The organism is Rothia sp. 110740021-2 (genome assembly GCF_054263775.1).
This window is the reverse complement of the sequence record NZ_JBSZFE010000002.1, coordinates 107,039-129,817: the sequence shown is the minus strand read 5'-3', so window position 1 is coordinate 129,817 and position 22,779 is coordinate 107,039. Positions and strand designations below refer to the sequence as shown.

Genomic DNA, 22,779 nt, shown 5'->3' with positions numbered 1-22,779 from the left:
GTTCGCGGAACCTGCCAATATGACCAGCGATAGGGGAGAGGCGGATCAAAAACGCTAGACTGGACGGGTGACTGAGAACAACACCACCCAGCAGACTGCCCCCGCCGAGATTCGAGCAGAGAGCCCCGCAGAAAACTCCGTGGAGATTACCGAGGCCCTGCGTGCCGAGTATGCGGAACTGACCGATAAGATTCGTGCCGCACGCCGCGCCTACTACAACGAGGATGCGCCCTTCCTCTCTGACGCCGAGTACGATGCGCTCTACCGCCGCCTTGGAATCATTGAGGCGGAATATCCGCTCATTATCGCCAACGACTCGCCCACCCAGGAAGTCGGTGGTGAAGCCATCGAAGCCTTCGCGCCCGTCACCCACTTGCAGCGCATGTACTCCCTCGAGGACGTCTTCTCCTTCGAGGAGTTGCGCAGCTGGCTGACCAAGACTGAAGAGAACGCCCGGAACCTTACCGGTGGCGCACCGCAGTGGCTGACCGAGCTGAAGATTGACGGCCTGGCGGTGAATCTGCTCTACCGCAACGGCACCCTCGTGCGCGCGGCAACCCGCGGTGACGGCACCACCGGTGAAGACGTCACCCACAACGTGCGCACCATTGCGGGCATCCCGCAGCAGCTGACCGGCGAGAACCACCCTGAGGAAATTGAAATCCGCGGCGAAGTGTTCATCTCCTCCGCAGATTTTGAGAAGCTCAATGAGTCCATGATTGCCGCCGGTAAGAACCCCTTCGCGAACCCGCGTAACGCCGCGGCAGGCTCGCTACGCCAGAAGGACGCGGCGATTACCGCCTCGCGCCCGCTGAGCATGTACGTGCACGGCATCGGTTCACGCACCGGCCTGGATATTGCCACTCAGTACGAGACTTACGACCTGCTCGCCTCCTGGGGTCTGCCCGTGAGCCCCTACAGCGAAATTGCCGATAACACCGAGGCGGTGTTCGACTTCATTAACAAGTACGGTGAGCAGCGCCACTCCCTGGTGCACGAAATTGACGGCATCGTCATTAAGGTCAACGACTTCGCGACCCAGGCTCAGCTGGGCTACACCTCCCGCGTGCCGCGCTGGGCGGTGGCGTATAAGTACCCGCCCGAAGAGGTGCACACCAAGCTGCTGGACATCCGTGTGGACGTGGGACGCACCGGCCGCGTGACCCCCTACGGCGTCATGGAGCCTGTGTTCGTCTCCGGCTCGACCGTGGAGCGCGCCACCCTGCACAACCAGGACGTGGTCAAGGCTAAGGGCGTGCTCATCGGTGATACTGTGGTGCTACGCAAGGCAGGTGACGTGATCCCCGAGATTGTCGCCCCCGTGGTTGCCCTACGTGACGGCACTGAACGTGAGTTCGTCATGCCCAGCGAATGCCCATCCTGCGGTTCGCCCCTTGCCCCCGGCAAGGAAGGCGATGTGGATCTGCGTTGCACGAACCCTCGCTCCTGCCCGGCGCAGCTGACCGAGCGTGTGTACTATGCGGCAAGCCGCGGTGCCTTCGACATTGAGGCACTCGGCTTCGAAGCAGCTAAGGCGCTCACCAGCCCCGCAACCCCGGACACCCCTCCACTAACAACCGAGGCACACCTGTTCACCCTCAACATTGAGGACCTGCGCGAGGTCACTATCGAGCGTGAGAAGAAGGTCAAGGGCGTGGTCACCGGAAAGATGGAGCGCGTGCCCTACTTCTACACCAAGCCGACCAAGGCACGCCCCGAGCCGAAGCCTACGAAGAATACGCTGAACCTCTTCGCTGAGCTGGAGAAGGCTAAGCAGCAGCCGCTGTGGCGGGTGCTGGTGGCTCTCTCGATTCGTCACGTGGGACCGACCGCTGCCCGCGCGCTTGCCGCCGAGCTCGGTTCGATGCAGGCAATCCGCGAGGCTGATCGTGAGCGTCTTGCTGCTGTGGATGGTGTGGGCACCACGATTGCCGATTCGATTATTGAATGGTTTGCTGAGGATTGGCACGCCGAGGTTGTGGACTCCTGGGCTGCCGCCGGTGTGCGCATGGAAGATACTCGTGACGAGTCCGTGGAGCGCACTCTGGAGGGCCTGACCGTGGTCGTAACCGGCACGCTGAACGGTTACACCCGTGACGGTGCGAAGGAAGCCATTATTTCTCGCGGCGGTAAGGCTTCGGCGTCGGTTTCGAAGAAGACCCACTTTGTGGTCGCAGGCGCGAATGCCGGCTCGAAGCTGGATAAGGCTCAGCAGCTGGGTCTGAAGGTGCTGGACGAGGAAGGCTTTACTGCTCTGCTTGAAGGTGGCCCCGAGGCAGTTGAAGCCGCTTCGGAGGAGTAGACCCGGTAGCGGGGTTATCTGAATCTGAACCCTGCAATATATATAGAGCATTCAGGCTCTGGAGTACGGGCTTCAGAGCCTGAATGCCAATTTTGGGCATTTGTAATTACCACAGCATTTAAGGTGGAAGCGCCTTAAAACACTCCCAAAGCGTGTAAATATTTAAAAAATATTTACACGCTGTTCAAAACCTTTGAAATCGGCACCCATTCAATACTGAATCGGAGCACTCCAGGAGGGGAAACCTCCGACTGCACGCCCTAGAAAACCCCGAAATTCCGCGGTTAAACCTTGAAGATATGCGGCCTGCAAGAGCGCCAATAAAGTTTCTTGCACTTTTAACCTGAAAGAACCCTGGGAACCCTGCGCGTTCGCCGTGAACCTGAAACTGGGTTGGAATCATAAAAAACCTCGGTTATCTTTGAGACCAGATAGATTCTCGCAAGGGGATCGCCTGTGTGGTTTCAAGCTTGGAATGCTTGAAACGATGCCCGGTTCTACCGCACGTCCCTATCGAGGAAGTGCCACCCGGATTCCGCACACAAGTGCAGAATCACTCACGGTGACATGAAATCGGTGGAGAGCCGCTCACATGGTAGAGCCAGAACATGAGTAACCTACTTCGTTATCAAAGGGTGAGCGGCAGCGCGTTAGAGTTCCGGGGACGGAACGAGCGGGGACGGCCCCAAGGAGCATTATGAAGAACACTTCCATTCGTCGTACCGCAGCAGCTCTCGCCATCGGTGGCGCTGTAGCAGCTACCATGTCGATGCCCGCTGCAAACGCAGTAGACGGTGCTACCTGGGACGCACTGGCACAGTGCGAGTCCGGTGGTAACTGGTCCATCAACACCGGTAACGGCTTCTACGGTGGTCTGCAGTTCACCCAGCAGTCCTGGAACGGCGTCGGCATGTCCGGCTCCCCCGTGACCGCTTCCCGTGCACAGCAGATTGAGGCTGGCGAGCGTCTGCTCGCTATCCAGGGCTGGGGCGCATGGCCCGCTTGCTCCGCTAAGCTTGGCCTCTACGGCAAGACCGGCGCAGCTCCCACCTACACTGAGCCCACCACCGTGGCTGTCCAGTCGCAGACCCAGCAGACCTACACCGCTCCCGCGGCACAGGCTGCACCCGCAGCTCCTGCAGTTCAGGCTGCACCCGCAGCTGCTGAGGCACCTGCAGCACCGGCAGTTGAGGCTCCCGCAGCACCCGTCGCAGTAGCTCCCAAGGCTGCAGCAGGTACCTACACCGTGGTTCCCGGTGACTCCCTCTCGCTGATCGCTGCAAAGCTCGGCGTTGCAGGCGGCTACCAGGCAATCGCAGCTGCGAACACCGACATCATCTACAACGTTGACCTGATCTTCCCCGGCCAGGTTCTGACCATCCCTGCCTAAGGTTTTAACTCTCAAGCGTAACTTGGGCACGTTGTAGTCCAACGCCCCGCACCTCACACGAGGAGCGGGGCGTTGAGCATTTAACCGAAAACAGGGGAGAAAAATACCGCCTGAACACACAAGCCAGCAGGTAAACCCTCCAACCCTCAATGAGACGGAAAACGCAACCTCCACTACACTAGAGAAGAGACAAGAAAACAAAACTACGGGAGAACCATGTCTGCCATCACCTTTGAACAGGTCAAGCACCTGGCATCGCTGGCACTCATTGAGATGACCGATGAAGAACTCACCGCGATGGCGTCTGAGCTGGACGTCATCGTCGCATCCGTTGAGACCATGTCGCAGAAAGCAACTGCTGACATCCCCGCGACCAGCCACCCCATCCCCCTCGAGAACGTCTTCCGTGAAGACGTACCCGTCACCACCCTTACCCAGGAAGAGGCGCTCTCAGGCGCCCCCGACGCACAGGACGGCAAGTTCCGCGTGCCGGCAATCCTCGACGAAGACTAAGAGGAGAACAACCAAGTGAACGAATTGATCCAGCTCACCGCCGCAGAAGCAGTAGAAAAGCTCGCATCCGGCGAAATCACCTCCGTTGAGCTTACCCAGGCACACCTGGACCGTATCGCAGCCACCGACGGCGCACCCCTGAGCGACAACCGAGCAGACGGCAAGAACGGCCTCAACGCCTTCCTGCACGTCAACGCTGAAGAAGCACTCGCCACCGCAGCCGCAGTGGACGCAGACCGTGCAGCAGGCAAGGAATTGCCGCTGCTCGCAGGCGTACCCATCGCCGTCAAGGACCTCATCGTCACCAAGGGCCAGCCTACCACCGCAGCATCGCGCATGCTCGAAGGCTGGATGAGCCCCTACGATGGCACCGTCACCCGCAAGGTCCGCGAAGCACGCATGCCCATCCTCGGCAAGACCAACCTCGACGAATTCGCAATGGGCTCCTCCAACGAGCACTCTGCATTCGGCGTAGTCCGCAACCCCTGGGCACTCGACCGTGCACCCGGCGGCTCCGGCGGCGGCTCCGCAGCAGCCGTCACCGCCTTCCAGGCACCCCTGGCGCTCGGCACCGACACCGGCGGCTCTATCCGCCAGCCTGCAGCACTGACCGGTAGCGTTGGTGTCAAGCCCACCTACGGCTCCGTCTCCCGCTACGGTGTCATCGCCATGGCATCTTCCCTCGACCAGGTAGGCCCCTGCGCCCGCACTGTCCTGGATACCGCACTGCTCCACGAAGCAATCGCAGGCCACGACCCGCTCGATGCAACCTCCCTGCCTGATGAGCCCGGCAACTTTGTTGAAGAAGCCAAGGCAGGCGCAGAAGCCGCACGCAAGCGCGACCTGTCTGGCCTGCGCATCGGCGTCATTAAGGAACTCGGAGGCGGCGACGGCGCAGGCTTCGAAGCAGGTGTCCTCGCACGCTTCCGTGAATCCGTCGAAGAGCTGCGTGCCGCAGGTGCAGAAATCGTTGAGGTCTCCCTGCCCTCCGTCACCGAAGCCATCAGCGCCTACTACATGATCATGTCCTCCGAGGTGTCCTCCAACCTGGCACGCTACGACGGCGTCCGCTACGGCCTGCGCGTCGTACCCGAAGACGGCCCCGTCACCATCGAGCGCGTCATGTCCGCAACCCGCTCCGCAGGCTTCGGTCACGAGGTCAAGCGCCGCATTATTCTCGGCACCTACGCACTGTCTGCAGGTAACTTCGATGCCTACTATGGCGCCGCACTGCGCGTACGCACCCTCATCCAGCGCGATTACGCAGCAGCATTCGAAAAGTGCGACGTGCTCATCTCCCCGACTGCACCCTCCACCGCGTTCAAGCTCGGCGAGAAGACCGAAGGCGACCCCATGGCAATGTACCTGGGTGACGTCGCAACCGTGCCCGTCAACCTGGCAGGTGTCCCGGCGCTCTCCCTGCCCGGCGGCCTCTCCGAAGAGAACAACCTGCCCGTCGGTATCCAGTTCACCGCACCCGCACGCGAAGACGCACGCCTCTACCGCGTCGGCGCAGCACTGGAAGAACTGCTCACCGCAAAATGGGGCGCACCGCTCTACAGGAGCCTGCCCGACACTGAAACTCTGATCCGCGACTTTGACTTTGGGGGAACCAAATAATGAGTGAAGAAGTCCTCAGCTTCGAAGAAGCCATCGAAAAGTACGACCCGGTCCTCGGCTTCGAGGTGCACGTCGAACTGAACACCAAAACCAAGATGTTTGACTCCGCACCCAACGAGTTCGGCGACGACCCCAACACCAACGTCACCCCCGTATCGCTCGGCCTGCCCGGTGCGCTGCCCATGGTGAACAAGACCGCTGTTGAGTCTGCCATCAAGCTCGGCCTGGCACTGGGCTGCGAGATTGCAGACAAGTCCTACTTCGCCCGCAAGAACTACTTCTACCCGGACTCCCCGAAGAACTTCCAGACCTCCCAGGCTGGCGGCCCCATCGCGGAAAACGGCTCCCTGGACGTTGAGCTCGAAGACGGCACTATCTTCACCGTTGAAATTGAGCGCGCCCACATGGAAGAAGACGCAGGCAAGCTCACCCACGTCGGTGGTGCAGATGGACGAATCCAGGGTGCAACCTCCTCACTGGTCGACTACAACCGCGCAGGCGTTCCTCTGATCGAGATCGTCACCCGACCCATAGTCGGTGCCGGCGAGCGTGCACCCGAACTGGCACGCGCCTACGTTGCCGCAATCCGCGACATCGTCCGCTCCCTCGGCATCTCTGACGCCCGCATGGAACGTGGTAACGTCCGCTGCGATGCCAACGTCTCCCTCATGCCCAAGGGCGCAGAGAAGTTCGGCACCCGCTCCGAAACCAAAAACGTGAACTCCCTTCGTTCGGTTGAGCGCGCCGTCCGCTACGAGATCCGCCGCCACGCAGCAATCCTCGAACGCGGTGAAAAGGTCACCCAGGAGACCCGCCACTGGCACGAAGACACACGCGAAACCTCCTCGGGTCGCCCCAAGTCCGATGCTGACGACTACCGCTACTTCCCCGAACCGGACCTCGTACCGGTCGTCACCAACAGCGAATGGATTGAGCGTCTGCGCGCTGAACTGCCCGAACCCCCGGCAGAACGCCGCCGCCGACTCAAGGGCGAATGGGGCTACTCTGACGAAGAGTTCCGTGACGTAGTTAATGCCGGCGCACTCGACGTCATCGAAGAGACCGTCGCCGCAGGCGCAACCGCCGCAGCAGCCCGCAAGTGGTGGATGGGCGAAATCGCCCGCCGCGCAAAGCAGGCTGAAGTTGAGCTCACCGCACTCGGCGTGGAGCCCGCAACCGTGGTTGCCCTCGAAGCACTCATCTCTGAGGGGAAGATTAACGACAAGATCGCCCGCCAGGTGCTCGAGTTCGTCCTCGCCGGTGAAGGCACCCCCGCCGAAATCGTTGAGGCACGCGGCCTCGCCGTGGTTTCCGATGACGGCGCGCTCACCGCAGCTGTCCAGGAAGCACTGGCGGCAATGCCCGACGTTGCCGACAAGATTCGTGCCGGTAAGGTTCAGGCTGCTGGTGCTATCGTCGGTCAGGTTATGAAGGCTACCCGCGGTCAGGCTGATGCCGCCCGCGTGCGTGAGCTGATTCTGGCTGAGTGCGGCGTGGAAGGCTAAGCTTTTCCGCTGACCCGGCTCTAACGAAAGAGGCGCTGTCTCCCGAGGTGGGAGGCGGCGCCTCTTTTGCTCCATTCCAGGGTCTGCGCGAGTGCGGCCGTGTTTTCCGGATGCGCCCTCCGGGTGACGGGTGCCCCTGCGTAGGCGCGGAGGAAATATGCGGTGCCTCACCCCTCGAGCAGAGCAACGTACATAAACGAAGAACGCTCCGTCCGTATCACTTAGATACAGACGGAGCGTTCTATTTAAGAGACCAGCTACTCAGTAACGCCGAGGTTGCTCATGAGGAACGCGTAATCCCACGCAATCTCGCGCCAACGCGTATACCTGCCGGAACCACCACCGTGACCGCCCGACATGTCAATCTTCAGCAGCGGCACCGGCGACGAGGGGTCAATTTGCTCACGCAGCGCCGCAACCCACTTCGCGGGCTCCACGTAGAGCACGCGCGTGTCGTGCAGGCTCGTCACCGCAGCAATCGCCGGGTAGCGGACCGGGCGGATGTTCTCGTACGGGGTGTACGACTTCATGTAGGCGTACACTTCCGGGTCCTCAATCGGGTTGCCCCACTCTTCCCACTCCATTGCCGACAGTGGCAGCTCCGGATCGAGGATGGTGGTCAGCGCATCCACGAACGGTACGGCTGCCAGGCAGGCGGCGTACTTTTCGGGGGCGAGGTTCAGCACGGCGCCCATGAGCAGACCGCCGGCGCTACCGCCGTAGCAGCCGATACGCGCCTCATCAGCCCACGGCTTAGCCGCAACGTAGCTGGTGACGTCCACGAAGTCGGTGAAGGTGTTCTTCTTCGCGAGCTTCTTGCCGTTCTGGTACCAGGAGCGGCCCATCTCGCCGCCGCCGCGAATATGCGCGATGACGTAGATGACGCCGTGGTCCAGAATCGACAGCATCGGGATGGAGAACATCGGGTCCATGGACGACTCGTACGAGCCGTAACCGTACTGGATGACCGGGTGCGGCTTGCTCATGTCCAGATCGGCGCGGTGAATCACCGAGATCGGGATGAGCGTGCCGTCCGCCGCCGGTGCCCAGTCGCGGTAGGCGCGGTAGTCCTCACGGTTGTAGCCGCCGAGTACCGGGGTTTCACGGCGCAACAGCAGGGTCTGCGACATGGGGAAGTAGTCGTAGACGCGGCGCGGCGTCAGGTACGAGGTGTAGGCGATGCGCAGCACGGGGGAGTAGTTCTCCGCACGTAGTACGGAGGCGGTGTACAGTTCCTCATCGAAGCCGGCAGGTTCCATGAAGGTCACGCCGGCGGGGCGGCGGCGGCGCCACTGGATGGGCAACTGCTCACGCGGTGCGAGGAAGATGCGGGTGGTGGTGTCCGCGCGGGCGGTGACGACCAGGTGCGTTGCGGTGAAGGTGAAGCCCTCCAGGCGCACGTTTTCGCTGTGGCGGATGACCGGCACCCAACGCTGGGCGTACTCTTCGAGGCTTTCACTTTCGCGCGGCATGTCTGCGAGGACCAGCTCGGAGTTCAGTGCATTGTAGTCGTGCTGGATTAGCAGGTGCTGCTCGCCGGCAATGTTGAGCGGCTCGGCGTAGTATTCGATGCCTGCGCTCTTGGGAATGAGCAGGGTCGGCTCGCTCTTGGGTTCGTGGGTGGGGATGAGGCGCACCTCCGTGTACTCGGAATTCGAGCTGGTAATGACCACGGAGGAACGGTCGGAGCTCATGGCGGCGCCGAGCCACATGGTGTTGTCCGGTTCCTCGTAGATTAGGTGGTCTTCGGTGCCCTGTCCGACGTCGTGCACGTAGACACGCCAGGGGCGCCACGAATCGTCGGGGACGAGGTAGATGAGCTGTTCGGCGTGGTTGATGAAGAAGGATCCCGCGGCGATGTTGGGGATGGTGTCTTCGAGGAAGGAGCCGGTTTCCATGTTGAGGAAGCGCTGCTCGTAGCGTTCGTCGCCCTTTTCGTCCACGGAGATGCTCAGTAGCTTGCCGTTACGTGCGGGCTGGAAGCTGCCGAGGGAGAAGAACTCCATGTCCTTGGCGTATTCGTTGCAGTCGAGGATGACGACTTCACCCTCGAGTACTTCGCCGGGGGTGACGGTCGGCGGGGTGTAGCGCACTACCTCGTCGCCTTCGTTCAGGGCGGGGTAGCGGTAGAAGACGGGGTACTGGCCGCCGGGCACCATGCGGCTGTAGTACCACCAGTCACCGATACGGTTCGGGACGGTCAGATCCGACAGCAGGGTGCGGTCCTTGATTTCGTTGAAGATGGATTCGCGGAGGGGCTGCTGATCTGCGGTGACAGCTTCGGTGTATTCGGCTTCTGCCTTGAGGTAGTTGAGGACCTCTTCGCTTTCCTTGTCACGGAGCCATTCGTAGGGGTCGTTGAAGATGTCGCCGTGGTGTTCGCGGCGGTGCTCGACCTTCTTCGGTACGGGCGGGGTGAGGTTCTGTTCAGCCATGCTGCCACCTCTTTCATTGAGTTATGGGTTTGTGAATGGTGTGTGCCGTCTGCGCCCGCGTTCCTGTGCCGCCGGGTGGCGGTGAGGGCGCGCGGGGGACTGTGGGCACGCCTAGTTCTAGTGTATCGAAGAGTGAGGCAGGCTACTATATTGCGGCCTGGGCAGTATCACCCAGATTAGCCCCCTGCGCTCTTCTGGAACGTGCGCATTTGGTGGCTAGTTAGCGCGCCCCTTAATGGACATGAGGGTGCGGCGGCCCGCCTTATTCGCCTTCGTGAAGGCACGGTTACTTTGCCTGTACTCACGTTCTTGAGAGCGCAGGCGTAGACGCGCGGATTCGGCTATCATCCTGCGGTAGCGTTCGAAGCGCTCGGGGTCGAGAGAGCCGTCGGCGAGCGCCTGCTGCACCGCGCATCCGGGTTCGGAACCGTGGGAGCAGTCGCTGTACCGGCAGGCAGAAGCGTAACCGGAGACGTCGTCGAAGGTTTCGTCAATCGCGGCGCTATCGCTCGTTGCGGCTAGGGCTCGTACGCCCGGAGTGTCGATCAGCACCGTGCCAGATGATGATTTTGCGTTGGTCGAGTCTCCTTCGCTTGAGCCTTCCGCACCGGGTAAAACAAGCATCTGGCGGCTGGTGGTGGTGTGGCGCCCCTTGCCGTCAGCATCTCGGACTGTGGAGGTGACCTGCACCTGATGTTCTTGGTTATCCTCGCGGGGGTCAACTCCGGGGTTGAGCAGGGCGTTGACCAGGGTGGATTTTCCTGCGCCGCTGCGACCCAGGAATGCGGCGGTGCGTCCGGCGACAAGCTCCGCCACCGGGGCAGGGTCGTAGCCGTTGTCCGTGCAGACGGCAAGCACCGCATCCACACCACCTGCGAGGGAGTCCCTGTAGTTGGTGAGCTGTTCGGCCGTTACCAGGTCACCTTTGGTGAGAATCAGCGCGACCTGCACCCCGGAAGCGTGCGCCAGGGCGGTGTAGCGTTCAATTCGCCCAATGGACGGCTCGGGGAAGCAGGGCTCAACGATGCAGAGTATATCCACGTTGGCGGCGACAGGCTGATCCGCGGATTCTCGGGTGGCGCTGGGTCGGGTGAGGTAGCTTCGCCGGGGCAGTATCGCGAGAGGTTTGTGCTCCGCGGGCTGGCTATCGCTACCGGTTCCAGGGATGGGCTGGGTGAGTACCCAGTCGCCGACGACGGGGTACTCTTCTTCGCCGTAGTCGTTCTCAACCGGACGCAGCGGAGCGGAAAGCTTAATGAGCTCACCCCGCTCGCAGGTCAGTAGCTCGCAGCGGGTGCGGTGCACGGCGCTGACACGGGCGAGGGTAAAGTTTTCGAGGGTACCGCCGAGGGTGAACGCGGCGCGGATTGCTGAACCCTGCCAGGAAGGGTCGAACCCTAGGGTCTCTAAGGTGTATGAAGCGGGAGCAATGGTCACAGGAATAGTCTTTCTTGGTTGCGGCGCCCGGATAGCGGGTGATTACAAGGTTCGTTCTTTTTCAGGTTTCACCGTTTACAACAGCGAGGCGCGGGCGCCGGCACGGATACGGCGGGCGGCAAGGACCATCAGCCCCAACCCGATTGCGGCGTAGAGTACTGCCAGGGCTGTGTCTGCCGCCAGGAGCGCGAAAAGCTCCGGCGCGGTGCCGTTCGCGATACCGCTAGAGGCATCTAAAACCTGCACCAGCCGGGACCCTGGAACCCAGGAACACAGCCATGCAAGCCAACCCGGGTAGGTACTCACCGGCACAATCACGCCCGCGCTCACTGGCAGAATAATCGACAGAAAATTCGACCCCGTGTACGGATCCGACAGGTACAGACCGAGCCCGGCGGCAAAAATGCCCAGGCAGACCCCGCCCAGAACCGCAACCGGCATCAGTAAGATGGCACCGACTAAAAGTCCGGAACTTGCTCCCGTAGCGGAGGATGTGAGGGACAGTAACCACACGATGCCCACATTGCTCAGACCCGTTACGGATGCCAGCAACGCGGGTACCGCCGCCGCACCGAGCCAGTATCCAGCATCTACCGGGCGCGCCGTGCACACGTACTCGAAGACGCCAATCCACCGGTCTGTGGCAACGCGCGCGACAATACCGGCTGCCACGGAGCTGAGGGTCGCAATCAGGGCGGTCGCGCAGCCGATGCGTACCGTATCGTTTGCGGCAAGATCAGCACCCAGAAGCACCGTGAAAAGCACGTTAAGACCGGGTACGAGAACCAGGGTCGTGATGGCCGTTCCGAGGGTTGCGAAGGTAATAGACGACGACCAGCCAATAGAAGCGGTCGACAGAGCCCGACGCGCCGTGCCAGACAGTGATACAGCGCCAGGCAGGGCAACAGAGGAGAGAGCACGCACGCTACATCGCCCCCAGGGTGCCGCGACGGCGGGCTGAGGCGAGAGCCTTCCGAGCAAAGAGGAAGGCGCACAACGCCCAGATGAAGCTCACGACCAGGGTCTGAATTACGGGCAAGAGTGCATCCGCCGAGGTAGTGATGGCGGTACGCCCAAGTAGCAGGTGAACCGGCGCCTGCAGGGGAATGAGCATGCCTACACTATCTAGCCAGGCGGGCGCTTCAATGGTCGTGAAGAGAACCCCGGAAAGAATAAAAACCGGTACGAGCAACAGCTCCTCGTAGGCGATAGCGTTCGGCGTCGCCACGAAGAACACCGCAATCATGAACGTGACCGACAGACACGCAAGCCACAGCAGGGGAACGCCCAGAACGTAGCGCGGCCAGAGTGCTGAAAAGTCTGTGACCTGCGGGTTGAGCGTCACAAGAGCCCAGATGAGCCACGACAGGGGCAAAGCCGCTAAACCCACAACGGATGCGCTTGAAACGATAGCCGCCAGCACCCGCACCGGAGAAATCGACCCCGAACACAGGTACACGAGGGTCCCACGGAAACGCTCAAAATTGATGATGCCCGCAGACACGATGCAGACCGACCACATGCCCACAATGCCCGCGCGGGTCCACGCGAGAGTCGGGTCAACGGAGTGACCCGCGGAGCTCTGCGCCGCCGCATGCACGGCGAGCGCCTGAAGGATGACTGAGCCGAGTACCGTGCTAATGAGCAGCTGAATGAAGTAGGGGACCGTCAGGAACTGGCGCAGGCTAAAGCCCATGAGCCGTAGCTGCCGGGCGCACTCCTGCCACAGGTCGTACCGTCGACCCTGCCGCTGGAACTCTTCTGAGCGTTGCGTCTGAGCGTTCATCGCTTGAGCCCCTCCGCCATCGCCAGGTATGCCTCTTCCAAGGTTGCCGGGCGCGTGTACGGTTCGGTTCGCGCCCCAATGCGTGCGGCGGCAAGTCCCTCCGCCAGGATGCGGTGCGTCTCGCCCGCCTCGAACGTGGCGCGCTCGCCGTGCCAGTAGAGGGTCAGTTCCCAGCCGGAACCGCGTGGGGCAAAAAGTACCGCCGCCTTATCGCCGAGGAACCCGCGGAGCGTATCAATGCCCTCGGTGGCGGTGGGCTCGACCTGAACCACGGTCGTGGCGGCAATACCTGCGTGCGCGGCAACGTCCTCGAGACTGCCGCTCACAGCAACGGAGCCAGCGCCCAAGACGGTGATGGTGTGCGCCAGGTCCTCGATTTCGCCCAGCAGGTGGCTTGTGAGCAGAATGGCGGCGCCGTCTTCCGCGAGAGAACGGATAAGGGTTCGTACGGTTAGGGCGATATCGGGGTCGAGCCCGTTGGTCGGCTCATCCAGCAGGAGCAGAGCGGGGGAGCCGAGCAGTGCACGGGCAATATGTAGGCGCTGCTTCATGCCGCGGGAAAACTCCTGGACAGGCCGCGTTGCCGCATCGGTGAGTTCCACACGGGCTAGGGCATGCTCAACCTCGTGCCCTCGGGCCCGCCCGGAAACCCCCGTAACATCGGCAAAGAACAGCAGATTATCGCGGGCACTGGCGCGCGGGTAGAAGCCGTTCTCCCCGCCCAGCGCGAGGCCCACGTGACGGCGCGCCCGTTGCGGGTGGGCGATAGCGTCAATACCGTTCACGGTGAGGCTACCGCCGGTGGGGGTGAGCAGAGTCGAGCACATCTGCACGGTCGTCGTTTTGCCCGCACCGTTGGGGCCGAGGAGGGCGTGAATTTCCCCGGAACTGACGCGAAGTGACACCCGGTCGACGGCGGTAAAGGTATTTTTACCTTTGCCAAAGACTCGGCTGAGTTGCGTGGCGTCAAGAACAAGAGACATGGTAGGTAACCTTCGGGTATGACCCTCTGGCTCCTATACCGGAGGGATGTTGAGCAGGATAAGCGGCTTAGCGAGCCGTAGCGAGTTGTACCCTGCGTGAGTGTATGTGTCATTTCAGTGTACCGAAAAGCACAGATAAAAGTGATGGAGGTTACTACGCAAATAGTGGGTGTTCACCTCCGCATTCTAATTACCTCGCCCTCTGACTGTCCCGGCATCGTCACTCACGTTTTGTTGCAGGCGATTTTTGGTGACAGACGTTAAAAAACGTCATCTTTGCAATGAAATGTCTTAAAGTACCGCACACCCACAAAACCCTTGACCCCACCCCGTGCCCTATGACACTCTAAATAACAGGTCAAGAGCGCCAGCGATAAGCCCCAGCTAGCTGGCCGGCAACCCTCCTCCGCGGTGGGGTGCCCTGGGTGAAGACCGGGCGGCACGCAAGAGCGTGACGCAAGCGCGGGACCGATGTGACCGAAAACGGTACATCAATCGTGACAGGATTATTCGACGACGATTCCTGTACCGTCGGCATGCGGCCCCCTAAGAATCCCCATTAGGAGCCACGCATGAGCAACAACACTACCGTCCCGACTCCCGCCAACCCCGCCGGTTGGAAGTTCGAAACCCGCCAGATTCACGCAGGTCAGGCGCCGGATGCCGCAACGGGAGCTCGGGCACTACCCATCTACCAGACCACCTCTTTCGTCTTTGAAAGCGCCGAGCAGGCAGCGAACCGTTTCGCCCTCGCCGAGCTGGGCCCCATTTACACTCGCCTCAACAACCCCACCCAGGAAGCAATTGAAAACCGTATCGCTTCCCTGGAAGGCGGCGTTGGCGCGCTACTGCTGGCATCCGGTCAGGCAGCTATCACCTACGCAATCCTGAACATTGCCGGTGCAGGCGACCACGTAGTTGCATCGCCCTCCGTATACGGCGGCACCTACAATCTGCTCAAGTACACCCTCGCCGACCTCGGTATCGAAACCACCTTCGTTGAGGACCCGGACGACCTGGACGCATGGCGCGCCGCAGTCCGCCCCAACACCAAGCTCTTCTACGGCGAGTCCGTGCCTAACCCCCGTAACGACGTGCTCGACATTGAGCCTATTGCTGCAATTGCGCACGAAAACGGTGTACCCCTGATTGTGGACAACACCGTACCCACCCCCTACCTGCTGCGCCCCATCGAACATGGCGCGGACGTGGTCGTCCACTCCGCAACCAAGTACCTGGGTGGCCACGGAACCTCCATCGGCGGCGTAATCGTTGATTCCGGTAACTTCGACTACGGTGCAGACCCCGAGAAGTTCCCCAAGTTCAACCAGCCCGCCCCCGGCTACCACGGCCTGGTCTACGCACGCGACCTGGGCAAGGACTCCGCATTCGGCGCGAACCTCTCCTACATCCTGAAGGCGCGCGTCTCCCTGCTGCGCGACACCGGTGCCGCCATCTCCCCGACCAACGCCTTCAACATCGGTATCGGTCTGGAAACTCTCTCTCTGCGCATCGAACGCCACATTGAAAACGCTACCAAGGTTGCCCACTGGCTCGAAGCAAACCCGCAGGTCGAGAAGGTCATCTGGGCTGGCGTGGAATCCTCCCCCTGGTACGAGCGTGCACAGAAGTACCTGCCCAAGGGCCCCGGCGCGGTTCTCGGCTTCACCCTCAAAGACGCAACCCTGGAGCAGACCCGCGACTTCGTAGATGCCCTGAAGCTGCACTCCAATGTGGCGAACATCGGTGACGTGCGCTCGCTCGTAATTCACCCCGCCTCCACCACCCACTCCCAGCTTTCCGCTGAGGAGCTGGAGAAGATCGGCGTGTACCCGAACTTTGTGCGCCTGGCAGTAGGCATTGAGAACATTGATGATATTCTCGCCGACCTGCAGCTGGGCTTTGACACCCTCTCCTAAACGGTGATGTAATCCGCAGGTGGACCGGTAAGCTACGGCTTTTCGGTCCACCTGCGGATTCCCCGTTACGGAGCGTTTTGTCACTGCGCGGCGCTGATGCCGCCCCACCCGTTGCTCCTTCTACCCACAGACGAGTACCCCGCTCACACCCGGCACTACCTTGCCGGCCAAACCCAGTGAAGGGACCCCCATGACTACCCAGAGCACTAACCAGTCCGGTACCACCCAGCCTGTTACCGCGCCCATCCCCGTGGCAGGTACCCAGCGCGAACACCCCGAAGCACAAGGCTATCTGCGTCAGCTGAACATCGGCGATTTGGAGCTCGTATCCGGCGTGATTCTTCCGCAGGTCACTATCGGCTACGAAACCTGGGGTACGCTCAATGAGGCTGGCGACAATGCCATCCTGATTTTGCATGCACTCACTGGCGATACGCATGTCTCTCGGGGCGTACCCACCCCCGACATGCCCGCCCCGCTGATTCGGGCTATTGAATCGGATGGCTGGTGGGAAGGCATCGTGGGGCCCGGCTCGGTCGTAGACACTAACCGTTATTTTGTGATTGCCCCCAATATTCTGGGTGGTTGCTATGGGTCGACTGGACCGGCAAGCATCATTCCCGAAGGTTACCCGGGTGCCGGTGAATACTGGGGTTCCCGCTTCCCGCAGGTAACCATCCGTGATTCTGTGCGTGCTGAGGCGTACCTGGCCCGGGCCCTGGGGGTGACCAGCTTCCGCTACGTGATTGGTGGTTCTCTCGGCGGCGCTCGTGCCCTGGAATGGGCGGTAACTAACCCTGAGCTGGTACGTGGATGCGCGGTGATTGCCTCCGGCCCTTCAGCAACGGCGGAGCAGATTTCATGGGCTCACACCCAGAATATTGCGATTCGTTCGGATGCGAACTTTGCCGGCGGTGACTACTATGCCGGTCCCGCGCCGACCGCAGGACTTGCCTTAGCTCGCCGTATCGCGCACACCACCTACCGCAGCCCCGCCGAGCTGGAGCACCGCTTCGGCCGTGAAGAGAACCGTGGCGAAAGCACCGTGGGTGGCTCGCTGGGTGAGCCGCGTGGCCGCTACGCTATCGAAAGCTACCTGGACCATCACGGTGCCAAGCTGGTTGAGCGTTTTGACGCGAACAGCTACCTGGCGGTTAATGAGGCACTGATTTCGCACGACGTGGCGCGTGGCCGCGGCACCCTGGCGCAGGCGCTGGTGCACACCGATTGTGAGTGGACGATTGCGGCGGTGAACACGGACCGCCTGTTCTTCCCGCATGAGTCGCACCGCCTGGCGGAGGCGCTACCCACTCCGGTGCCCGTGGACATTATCGAGTCGAACCACGGCCATGATGGCTTCCTCATTGAGTCGAAGCAGGTGGAGAAGATTCTGGCGCGTGCCCTCGGCGTTGAAGATGAATCCGCCACCCAGAGTGAGGCGCAGCGTGAACGTGAAGCTCTGGAGTCGATGACTCGACTGTACGGCGCTGTTACTCGCTAAGGCAACCGGCACCCGGGCGCGTTACGCGCATCCCGCTGAATGTTGTTTTCTCCAAACAGTGGGTGTGGGATTGTGAGGGAATGGCTGGGTATTCTCAACTGTCTTTCCGCCCGTTGAGAATTAACGTTCACCTTAACGGTTGGGTTATGGGACGCCGGGTGCTCGTATAGCGTGAGTGCCCGGCGTTTCTTGGAACTCGCGCTTTTGACGAGGAATTCATCTCCTCGGTACGGTTTATTGCTACCTGCCGTCAGACCGGAATGAGTCTTGCCGACAATCGCACAATTTTGGATAATCTGGATAACCACGCACTCTCCATCGACGTGATGGAGCGCGCCCGCCGAAAGATTGAAAACGAGATTGTCGGGCTGCAACAGAACCTTAAACACCTGGATCGCCGTATTCAGGAGCACCGCCATCACCTCGACAGCACCCGCTCGATAACCATCTAGTTTTAATGCACAAACAGCATGTAACACCCGGTAGACCCGATGTAGGGAATACCGGGCATCTTTTCATATTCAGCTGAGTATGCTTGGTTACTCATGCTAAGCTGCTGGGTATTTTCAGCTTCTAGCTTTAGCTCCAGGTAGCTTCCAGCGGGTCAACACCGTGTGCACGAGCATTCTCATAGATGACTTCCCGCAACCACTCTGCAAGCCCGGTCACGAGCTTCTCGTAATACGCCTTGAAGCGGGCATCCTCAACGTAACCGCGGGCTAGAATAGCGTGCTTAGCGGGGGTGACCTCAAAGAAGAACAGGGAGGCGCGGTGCCGTTCGGCGAGCGCATTCGCCTCCTCGCTGCCCGGCTGCACGCCGTGGTTGAACGCCTCGACGAGGGCTCGTTCTACCTCGTCAATCTGCTGTTTGCCGTTCTGCCAGTCGGCACGGTCCATTGAGGCAGTACGGCGCTGGTATTCAGCCCAGTCGTCAGTTTTTTCGTAACGCTCCTGCGCTTCCTGCTGGTGGGCGAGGCTGAACCCTTCACCCATAATCTCTGCTTTTTCGGCAGCGCTGAGCTGCTCATTTTTAGGTGCCATAGTGTCCTCCAAAAGGCGTTCGATGGTTTCAAGCATGCGCCGGTGGGCGGCGATTTTGCGTTGAAGCATATCCCGCTGAGCGAGCAGATGCTCGGTGCTGTTCTCCTGGTCCTGCAGTATGTTGCGAATAGCGTCAAGGCCCATGCCGATGGAGCGGTACCCCAGGATGACGGTGATTCGTTCAAGGTCTGTATCGGTGTAGTACCGGTGCCCGTTGAACTCATCATGTGCCGGGTTGAGTAAGCCCCGCTGCTCCCAGTGGTGTAGCGTGCGGACTGTGAGCCCGTGCAATGATGCTGCTTCTCCTACGGTGTATTCATGATGCCCGTCAGGTGGTGTTATGTTCGCGTCCATGGTGTCACTCTAAAACCTGACGTTAGGTGAGGGTCAAGCTGGCGGCGGAACCTACGGTGCAGGTTTGCGCGGCAGTCCTCGCTAAGATGGGTGCATGAGCGAAAACAAATACGTCGTCGAATACACCCGCCCCGAGAACGAACGAGCAGGCACCCACCTAGTGCTCATGCTGCACGGCTACGGCTCCCAGGAGCACGATCTGCTGTCCCTGGCGGCGCACCTACCACAGGAGGGGTTTACCTACGCCTCCATGCGTGCGCCGCAGCCGGTCGGTACCCAGTTCTCCGCGGACTCGACCGGCGCTTACATTGCCGCAGATGCTATCGGCTACCAGTGGTACCCGCTGAACCAGCAGCTCGAATCTAACCAGCGCGCCATCGAACAGGCGAGCGACTACGTGCTGGAATGGGTGCGCGAGAACCGTGCACCGTACGCTTCGGTGACCCTGCTGGGCTTCTCGCAGGGCATGGGTGTCGCAACTTCGATGGTGCGTCATGCCCCCGGCGAGTTCGCTGCGGTGGTGGGTCTGTCCGGCTACGCGGTGGACTCGGATTCGCCGTACTTCAAGGATGATGAGCTGAAGAAGACCGAACTGCCGGTGTTCTTTGGTCGCGATCAGGAAGACCCCGTCATCCCGCAGGAGATGGTGAACTACACCTATGACTGGATCCGCAAGTACACCGACGGCATCAAGGTGCTGTACGCCGGTACGGGTCACGGCGTGAGCGCCATGGAGATTCGCCATGTGGGCGAGTTCCTGGAGGTGAAGGTGCAGGGTCAGGAGCCGCGTATTCGTGCGCAGAAGGTTGCGGAGGCGACCGGCGCCGCGGAAGGCTCTGACGCCTAAATCGACTATATGGAAAGCCCTCGGGTCATGACGACTCGGGGGCTTACGTTGAGCTTTTGCTTCTGCTTGGGATGCCCGGTTCCGCTTGGAAAGGTGGTTATCGTCCTCGTTCCTACAGGGAACCCGCCTTCGCTTCGCTTCGGGCACCCTGATGTCACGTTCGGACGATACCGCCTTTTCGCGCTGGAGTTAGCAGGCCTGCCTGTAGAGCTGTGCGGGTGCGGCCGCGTTTTCCGGATGCGCCCTCAGGGTGTCAGCCCGGACGCTCTCCGATGCGGAGCGAGGAGAGGGCGGAGCGTCCGGGTGACGGGTGCCCCTGCGTAGGCGCGGAGGAAATATGCGGCGCCCCGCCCCTGCTTAGTGAGGGGAGGAACGAAGGGGAGCACCGCGGCAACCACGATAAGACGGTGTTCTGGCTGTCCCGGAAGACCACAACACCGAGGAAGATCATCGTGCTGCCCGGTGGGTGGTCTGTAGCGACTCTGCCCACCTCGGCACTCAACCCTGCTGTGGGGGTTACGTGTAGCGAAGCGAGCTGAACATCCCGGTTTCCATGTGATAGGCGTTATGGCAGTGAAATGCCCACTCACCGGGGTTCTCAGCGATCAGGTCGGCGATTATGGTTTCGCCGCCGCGGAGAAGGACGGTGTCCTTGCGTAGCCCGCCGCTGCCGGGCAGCGACCACGTGTGGCCGTGGATGTGCATGGGGTGGGGCATCATGGTCCTGTTGTGCATGACCATCCGCAGGCGCTGGCCCTCCTGCACGGTCGCGGAGGAGGATTGGCCGTCGGTGAGAATGCTCCATTTATACGGCATCATCTGCCCGTCCAGGTCGATGCTGACTTCTCGGTCTGGTGTGCCCTCGGGCAGGAGTGCACGGTCTGCTGGCTTCAGGGAGGACAGAAGCAGCCCGGTGGACGACAACTCGGGGAAGTCGACATCGGGGCTGGGGGCCTGGCCGCCGGCGGTGCGGATGACGGCGAAGGCGCGGTCGTTCTTACCCACCGCCAAAGCCGTGAGCGGGAAGACGCCGTCGCCGAGGATGACCTCGACGTCGACACGCTCGCCCATCGACAGGTAGATCGATTCGGTCTCCAAGGGCTGGACAGGGAAGCCGTCGGTGTGGGTAACGGTCATGCGATGACCCCCGAGGGCCAACTTGAAGATGGTGTCACCGCCGGAGTTGATAAACCGCAGGCGGGCCTTGTTGCCCGGGCGAGCCTCGAAGGTCCGGTGAGCACGGGGGATACGTCCGTTGATGAGGTAGTACGGATACATCACATCGCCGGCATCCCCGCCCAGTACCCGATCCGGGGTGCCGTGATGATTTCCCATTCCCATCTTCCCGTGATGGTCGCCCGAACCCATTCCGGTGAGCTTGTCGAGCTCATCGTCGGGAGTGCCCTGAATGCCATCGACCCAGTCGTCGAGCACGATGGTCCACTCGACGTCCTGGTCCTCAGCGTCTTGCGGGTCACGGATGATCAGTGGGGCGTGGAGGCCGCGATCAAGCTGCAGGCCGGTGTGGGAATGGTAGAAGTAGGTGCCACCGTGGGGGACTTTAAAAACATAGGAGAAAGACTTACCAGGTTCAATGGGGTCCTGGGTCATGCCGGGCACACCGTCGGTTGCGTTGTGGAGTGCGATGCCATGCCAGTGGATGGAGGTGCTCTCAGGCAGTTCATTGGTGATATCGACCTGGAGGACGTCGCCGACGGTGGCCTCAATGGCCGCATCCCCGGTGTTAGAGACGTATCCCCACGTCTTGGCTTCGATGCCGCCGATATCCAGGGAGAGGGGCCGGGCGGTCAGCGTCCGGCGCACCGTCGGCTCACCGAGCGCAGTGGGGGTGGGAGTGGGGCGAAGGGAGGGACCTGGTGTCGAGGCAGCGGGTCCAGGGTTGCTGGTGCAGGCGGCCAAGGCCCCGGTGCCGGCGAGGGCGAGCCCGCCGAGCAGAAACTGTCGTCGGGGAAACGCGTTCGTCATGATTTAACCTTTCTTGGTACAAGATTTCAGTGATATGGGAGACAGGCGCAGGTGAGGACTCTGCTGAGCCATCACGTCAGGCGCAGGTCTGTGACACAGATGGCACCGTCGTCGGTGGTGGAAAACTCCGTGGTGCCGGTACGCCCCTGGTAGCTGACCTCAATCAGGCCGATGGCATCATCGGTGATTGTGACCTGGATATCCTCATTGTCGAGTTCCCCCAGGCAGGTCGTGAGGCTGTGGTAGAAGCAGTCGTGGGAGGCCATCGGCAAGAGGCGGGGCGGTGATCACGGGAAAGCTCCTACGAGTCGGTGGGATGCGGTGATGCCACTTCTCCAGCATATACCCCCCTGGGGTATATTTTCAAAGGGGGAGGGTATGGCTCTCGCGCGGGGCAGGGCGTGGTCACCGAGTAGCCTCCTCACTATTGGGAGGGGACAGTGGGAGGCGGAGGGTAAACACTGCTCTGCGACCGGGCCCGGGGGAGGTGGCGGTGAGAGTGCCGCCGTGGGCCTCAATCTATGCCTTGGAGATGGTCAGACCGATACTGGCCCCGCCATTGTCCCGACTGCGGGCGCCCCCCCCGGGTAGAAGCGTTCGAAGATATGTCCGGGCTGGCCAGGTGGGATGCCCTCGCCGTCATCGGCGACGTGGATGAGCACGGTGGACGCCCCCTGTCGGTGGACGCTAATCCGGACCTGCCCGCCGGCCGGGGTGTGTCCTCCACCTCTTGAAAATATACCCCTGGGGGGTATATACTGGAGAATAGCATCGCCGCATCCCACCGACCCGTAGGAGCTTTCCCGTGATCACCGCCCCGCCTCTTGCCGATGGCCTCCCACGGCTGCAGCTGTTGCGGACCTGCCTCACGTGCCGACACCGTCTCCAACCCTGCCGCCAGCGACTCGTCAGCAGGAGGGTCCTCCTCTAGCTATCAGGTCACCGGCCTTACCTGCGGGCACTGCGCGAAAAGCGTGACCCAGGCCCTTCATACCCTCCCCCAGGTCGACGACGTCCAGGTTGATCTCGCTGCTGGTGGTGTTTCCACCGTCACGGTCACCGGTGTCGTACCTCCGGAGATGGTTCGCCGGGCTATCGAGGCGACCGGCTACACCGTCTTATCCTGATCGATTTACCCATCATCTCGACCCCGACCGGGT

At 61.4% G+C, this 22,779-nt stretch carries 18 protein-coding genes, 1 pseudogene and 1 riboswitch; of the genes and pseudogenes, 10 read left to right on the top strand and 9 right to left on the bottom strand.

Annotated elements, in window-relative coordinates; translation table 11 throughout:
• The first annotated feature begins 67 nt into the window (after nucleotides 1-67).
• The 5 genes from ligA (at nucleotide 68) to gatB (ending at nucleotide 7,330) form a co-directional block, all read left to right on the top strand.
• Nucleotides 68-2,302, top strand: a complete 2,235-nt coding sequence (gene ligA / locus ACUXHH_RS06520) for an NAD-dependent DNA ligase LigA (protein ID WP_458391067.1) — start codon at nucleotides 68-70, stop codon at nucleotides 2,300-2,302.
• Nucleotides 2,303-2,999: 697 nt separating this feature from the next.
• Nucleotides 3,000-3,692, top strand: coding sequence for a transglycosylase family protein (locus ACUXHH_RS06515; RefSeq protein WP_314077936.1), 693 nt, complete (start codon nucleotides 3,000-3,002; stop codon nucleotides 3,690-3,692).
• Nucleotides 3,693-3,908: 216 nt separating this feature from the next.
• Complete coding sequence (gene gatC / locus ACUXHH_RS06510; protein WP_005507016.1) at nucleotides 3,909-4,205, top strand: Asp-tRNA(Asn)/Glu-tRNA(Gln) amidotransferase subunit GatC; 297 nt, start codon at nucleotides 3,909-3,911, stop codon at nucleotides 4,203-4,205.
• A 15-nt stretch (nucleotides 4,206-4,220) separates the two neighbouring features.
• Nucleotides 4,221-5,825, top strand: coding sequence for an Asp-tRNA(Asn)/Glu-tRNA(Gln) amidotransferase subunit GatA (gatA, locus tag ACUXHH_RS06505; protein ID WP_279789144.1), 1,605 nt, complete (start codon nucleotides 4,221-4,223; stop codon nucleotides 5,823-5,825).
• Nucleotides 5,825-7,330: an Asp-tRNA(Asn)/Glu-tRNA(Gln) amidotransferase subunit GatB gene (gene gatB / locus ACUXHH_RS06500; RefSeq protein WP_279742001.1), complete on the top strand. Its 1,506-nt coding sequence runs from the start codon at nucleotides 5,825-5,827 to the stop codon at nucleotides 7,328-7,330. Before gatA ends, gatB begins: the two co-directional genes overlap by 1 nt.
• Before the next feature lie 257 nt (nucleotides 7,331-7,587).
• Here the strand turns inward: gatB and ACUXHH_RS06495 are convergent, their stop codons facing one another.
• The 5 genes from ACUXHH_RS06495 to ACUXHH_RS06475 form a co-directional block, all read right to left on the bottom strand.
• Complete coding sequence (locus tag ACUXHH_RS06495) at nucleotides 7,588-9,765, bottom strand: S9 family peptidase (RefSeq protein ID WP_458391066.1); 2,178 nt, start codon at nucleotides 9,763-9,765, stop codon at nucleotides 7,588-7,590.
• 216 nt (nucleotides 9,766-9,981) lie between these two features.
• Complete coding sequence (rsgA, locus tag ACUXHH_RS06490; protein WP_458391065.1) at nucleotides 9,982-11,202, bottom strand: ribosome small subunit-dependent GTPase A; 1,221 nt, start codon at nucleotides 11,200-11,202, stop codon at nucleotides 9,982-9,984.
• Between the two features lie 75 nt (nucleotides 11,203-11,277).
• The gene (locus ACUXHH_RS06485; protein ID WP_279790938.1) at nucleotides 11,278-12,126 is read right to left on the bottom strand and encodes an ABC transporter; all 849 of its coding nucleotides are present in this window, start codon (nucleotides 12,124-12,126) and stop codon (nucleotides 11,278-11,280) included.
• 1 nt (nucleotide 12,127) lies between these two features.
• Nucleotides 12,128-12,988 (bottom strand): ABC transporter permease, encoded by an 861-nt coding sequence (locus tag ACUXHH_RS06480; RefSeq protein WP_314078473.1) that lies wholly within the window; start codon nucleotides 12,986-12,988, stop codon nucleotides 12,128-12,130.
• Nucleotides 12,985-13,971, bottom strand: coding sequence for an ABC transporter ATP-binding protein (locus ACUXHH_RS06475; RefSeq protein ID WP_279754350.1), 987 nt, complete (start codon nucleotides 13,969-13,971; stop codon nucleotides 12,985-12,987). Before ACUXHH_RS06475 ends, ACUXHH_RS06480 begins: the two co-directional genes overlap by 4 nt.
• A gap of 356 nt (nucleotides 13,972-14,327) precedes the next feature.
• Nucleotides 14,328-14,440: riboswitch (SAM riboswitch) on the top strand.
• A gap of 103 nt (nucleotides 14,441-14,543) precedes the next feature.
• Between ACUXHH_RS06475 and ACUXHH_RS06470 the strand changes: the two genes are divergently transcribed.
• The 3 genes from ACUXHH_RS06470 (at nucleotide 14,544) to ACUXHH_RS06460 (ending at nucleotide 17,843) form a co-directional block, all read left to right on the top strand.
• Nucleotides 14,544-15,890: a bifunctional o-acetylhomoserine/o-acetylserine sulfhydrylase gene (locus tag ACUXHH_RS06470; protein WP_279742007.1), complete on the top strand. Its 1,347-nt coding sequence runs from the start codon at nucleotides 14,544-14,546 to the stop codon at nucleotides 15,888-15,890.
• A 190-nt stretch (nucleotides 15,891-16,080) separates the two neighbouring features.
• Entirely contained in the window at nucleotides 16,081-17,391 is a 1,311-nt protein-coding gene (gene metX / locus ACUXHH_RS06465) for a homoserine O-acetyltransferase MetX (protein ID WP_458391064.1), read from the top strand.
• Nucleotides 17,392-17,609: 218 nt separating this feature from the next.
• Complete coding sequence (locus ACUXHH_RS06460) at nucleotides 17,610-17,843, top strand: MerR family DNA-binding protein (RefSeq protein WP_348539262.1); 234 nt, start codon at nucleotides 17,610-17,612, stop codon at nucleotides 17,841-17,843.
• Nucleotides 17,844-17,970: 127 nt separating this feature from the next.
• Here the strand turns inward: ACUXHH_RS06460 and ACUXHH_RS06455 are convergent, their stop codons facing one another.
• On the bottom strand, nucleotides 17,971-18,786 hold the full coding sequence (locus tag ACUXHH_RS06455; protein WP_458391063.1) for a MerR family transcriptional regulator: 816 nt from the start codon (nucleotides 18,784-18,786) through the stop codon (nucleotides 17,971-17,973).
• Nucleotides 18,787-18,880: 94 nt separating this feature from the next.
• Between ACUXHH_RS06455 and ACUXHH_RS06450 the strand changes: the two genes are divergently transcribed.
• On the top strand, nucleotides 18,881-19,633 hold the full coding sequence (locus ACUXHH_RS06450) for an alpha/beta hydrolase (RefSeq protein WP_458391062.1): 753 nt from the start codon (nucleotides 18,881-18,883) through the stop codon (nucleotides 19,631-19,633).
• Between the two features lie 516 nt (nucleotides 19,634-20,149).
• Here ACUXHH_RS06450 and ACUXHH_RS06445 read toward each other — a convergent pair.
• The 3 genes and pseudogenes from ACUXHH_RS06445 to ACUXHH_RS06435 all read right to left on the bottom strand — a co-directional run.
• Complete coding sequence (locus ACUXHH_RS06445; RefSeq protein ID WP_458391061.1) at nucleotides 20,150-21,619, bottom strand: multicopper oxidase family protein; 1,470 nt, start codon at nucleotides 21,617-21,619, stop codon at nucleotides 20,150-20,152.
• A 71-nt stretch (nucleotides 21,620-21,690) separates the two neighbouring features.
• Entirely contained in the window at nucleotides 21,691-21,885 is a 195-nt protein-coding gene (locus ACUXHH_RS06440) for a hypothetical protein (RefSeq protein WP_279789159.1), read from the bottom strand.
• Between the two features lie 139 nt (nucleotides 21,886-22,024).
• Nucleotides 22,025-22,338: pseudogene (locus ACUXHH_RS06435) on the bottom strand (sensor histidine kinase); the annotation flags it as partial.
• Between the two features lie 111 nt (nucleotides 22,339-22,449).
• On the opposite strand from ACUXHH_RS06435, the gene ACUXHH_RS06430 reads away from it, so the two are divergent.
• The gene (locus ACUXHH_RS06430; protein WP_458391060.1) at nucleotides 22,450-22,746 is read left to right on the top strand and encodes a heavy-metal-associated domain-containing protein; all 297 of its coding nucleotides are present in this window, start codon (nucleotides 22,450-22,452) and stop codon (nucleotides 22,744-22,746) included.
• Nucleotides 22,747-22,779 lie beyond the last annotated feature (33 nt).